The sequence below is a fragment of the Phenylobacterium sp. genome, assembly GCF_044371015.1.
Classification (GTDB): domain Bacteria; phylum Pseudomonadota; class Alphaproteobacteria; order Caulobacterales; family Caulobacteraceae; genus Phenylobacterium.
Window position 1 is genome coordinate 1 of record NZ_JBILUK010000329.1, and the last position, 2,800, is coordinate 2,800.

The 2,800-nt window shown below is 70.6% G+C and carries 4 protein-coding genes and 1 pseudogene; all 5 read right to left on the reverse strand.

Annotated features, from left to right (window positions below):
* The coding region (locus ACIQ3R_RS17150) for a CCA tRNA nucleotidyltransferase (RefSeq protein WP_397420063.1) at positions 1-1,098 on the reverse strand (1,098 nt) is incomplete at its 3' end.
* Positions 1,098-1,361 (reverse strand): hypothetical protein, encoded by a 264-nt coding sequence (locus tag ACIQ3R_RS17155; protein WP_397420064.1) that lies wholly within the window; start codon positions 1,359-1,361, stop codon positions 1,098-1,100. The genes ACIQ3R_RS17150 and ACIQ3R_RS17155, both read right to left, overlap by 1 nt.
* Entirely contained in the window at positions 1,354-1,989 is a 636-nt protein-coding gene (locus ACIQ3R_RS17160; RefSeq protein WP_397420065.1) for a CoA pyrophosphatase, read from the reverse strand. The genes ACIQ3R_RS17155 and ACIQ3R_RS17160 overlap by 8 nt, the downstream gene beginning before the upstream one ends.
* The gene (locus ACIQ3R_RS17165; RefSeq protein WP_397420066.1) at positions 1,986-2,546 is read right to left on the reverse strand and encodes a DUF1285 domain-containing protein; all 561 of its coding nucleotides are present in this window, start codon (positions 2,544-2,546) and stop codon (positions 1,986-1,988) included. The genes ACIQ3R_RS17160 and ACIQ3R_RS17165 overlap by 4 nt, the downstream gene beginning before the upstream one ends.
* A 53-nt stretch (positions 2,547-2,599) precedes the next feature.
* Positions 2,600-2,800 (reverse strand): annotated as a pseudogene (locus tag ACIQ3R_RS17170) (N-acetyltransferase); the annotation flags it as partial.

Here is a 2,800-nt window from a genome sequence, read left to right on the forward strand (position 1 = left end):
GGCGCCGGTGAGCGGAAACGGCGGCGGGGTCCAGCCCTGGGAGAGCGCGACCAGGCCACGCCATTGCATGGTGGTGGCCGTGCGCGGCGAGGCGGCCCAGGCCAGCTTGGCGCGGTCGCGGAAGACGGGCTGGCCGATACGGTGGATTTCGCGGCGGATCTCACGGGGGCTCATCCAACTCTTGAGCACAGGGACCGGATCGATGGCGGCCAGCAGGCGGGCTTTTTCGGCGTTGGACAGCCTGAGGCGCTGGGCGAGGCGTGCGGCGGCGGTGGCGTCGGCGCCGATCAGGGCCGCCAGCCGGAGCAGCGGCTCGCACTCGAAGAGTTGATCGGCCTCGATCTCCACCAGGGCGTCGAAGCGCGCGAGATCGGCCTCTGCCTTCAGCACCTTCGGCAGCACGCCGGCCTCGGCCATGCGGGCGACAGCGGTGCGGGGGTCATCGGCGGCCAGCAGCTTCAGCATCTCAGCGCGGACGCGCTCGCCCGACAAAGCCTCGATCCCGTCCTTCGCCCGCGCGCAGGCCGCCAGCGCCTCGGGATCCGGCTCGCCCCGGCCCAGCACCGCCACGAAGCGAAAAAAGCGCAGGCTGCGCAGATGATCTTCCGCCAGGCGGCGATCCGGCTCGCCGACGAACACCACCCGACCGGCCCGCGCGTCCTCTAGTCCGCGCCCGGTGGGGTCATGCAGGGTCCCATCGCGAGCGGCGTAGAGGGCATTGATCGTGAAGTCGCGGCGGGCGGCATCCTCGGCCCAGTCGGTTGTGAAGGCGACGCTGGCCCGGCGCCCGTCGGTGGAGACATCGCGCCGCAGCGTGGTGATCTCGTGCGGCGCATGATTGGAGATCGCGGTGACGGTCCCGTGGGCGAGACCCTTCGGAGCAAAGCCCAGCCGCGCCGCCTTGAGCGCGGCGATCACCGCCTCTGGCTCCAGAGTGGTGGCGATATCGATGTCGCCGACCGTCCGTCCCATAATCGCATCGCGCACACAGCCGCCCACAAAGCGCGCGCAATCCGGACCGCCGGCCGCCTCCAGGGCGTCAAACACGCTCGCCGTCTCGGGCCGGGTCATCCAGGGTTGGTGGCTGAGACGCTGCATCACTTGGCCTCGAAGCGGCCAGGCGTCACGCGGCCGTCGGCGGTGACTTCGCCCGGCACATAGACCTTGCCGCGATTGTCGGGCTTGAAGGCCACCGTGCCCATCAGGGAGGCGGCCAGGATCAGGGCCGAAGCCACCACCAGCCAGGGCCATGGGGTGGTGCCCATCGGCCGGCCGGAGCGCCTGGCCCAGGCCGCCCAGGCGAACCAGATCAGGAAGGGGATCGCCACCAGGACGACGCGCAGCAGGATCTGACTAAACATCGTCAGGATCATAGAGCCGGTCGCGCAGGGCGCGCAGGATTCCCGCCGTGGCGCCCCAGATATACTGCTCGGCATGGGTGGTGGCGTAGTAGCGGCGCGTCTCGCCGTTGGGCAGGCGGCCCTCCCGCTCTTCGTAGTTGGCTGGGTCCATAAGATAGCCGAACGGGGTCTCGAAGATGTCGGCCACCTCGTGTGGATTGGGCGTCAGCGAAAACCCCTCGCGGATCAGGCCCACCACTGGCGTGATCAGGTAGTTGCTGCCGGTCTGGTAGGGCGTCGAAAGGCCGATCAGCGAGACAAAGCCAGGATCCAGGCCCACCTCTTCCTGCGCCTCGCGCAGCGCGGTCTCCCAGGGTCGCTCACCCTCGTCCTGGCGGCCGCCAGGGAGAGCCACCTGCCCGGTGTGGCTGCGCAGGGTGTCCGAGCGGCGGGTCAGCAGCACGCTGACTCCGGCCGGACGCTGGACCAGACCGACCAGCACCGCCGCCGGGCGCGGCGTCAGGCCCGCCTCCGCCGGCCAGCCGCCGGGCGTCAGGTCAAAATCCGAACGCACCGGTCCGCCGGGTGCGGGCTCATGCAGCGGGTCGAGCCGGTCGGTCAGCCAGCCCAACAGATCGGGCGGCGTCATGGCGGGGCCTCTTCCGCCTGGCCGAGCGGGAACCACGCCCCCTTTGACACCACCCCCAGAGTATCGCCCCGCGTCTCGGCCATCTCCACGAGCTCGTAGAACACGGGCCGGGTGATCAGCGCCTCAAGCCCGCCGCGCACGTGGACATAGGGCCGGGGTTCGCCGTCAGCGGTGGTCTCGACGCGGATGGGGTGATCCGGCCCGGCCTCGACGACGTCGCCCACATTGGTGGTGAAGCTGAACGCCCCCGAGGCCGCCTCCATCTGACCCGCCAGAAAGGGCGCGTCCTCCACATGGATCTTCAGCATCTCCACCGGCGTCACCAGCCAGTAGCCGTCCGGATCGCGCCTCAGGATGGTGGAGAACAGGCGCACCAGCGCCGCCCGCGCGATCGGCGCGCCCTCGTGCCACCAGCTTCCGTCCCGACGGATGACGATGTCGATCTCGCCGCGATAAGCGGGATTCCACAGATGCACCGGCGGCAGGCCGCGCCCAGGCGCCTGCCCGGCCGCCTTCACAAGGCCGTCGAGCCCGGGTCGGGTGGCGGAATCCGTCATGGGGCGAAGGTAGGCGGCGGCGCCCGGCGGCTCAAGGCGGGATGCAGGCCGCTTCAGAGACCGGTCACCGCACCGGCCACCGCCACATCGGCGAACCGGCGCATCAGCACGCGCCTGGGATCCACCGGCCCGGGCAGGATCACATCCGGTGCGACCTGAAAGCCGACGCGCTGGAAGTAGGGCAGATCCCCGACCAGCACCACGCAGCTCTCGCCTGCGGCCTGCGCCGCCTCGCAGGCTCTGGTGACCAGGGC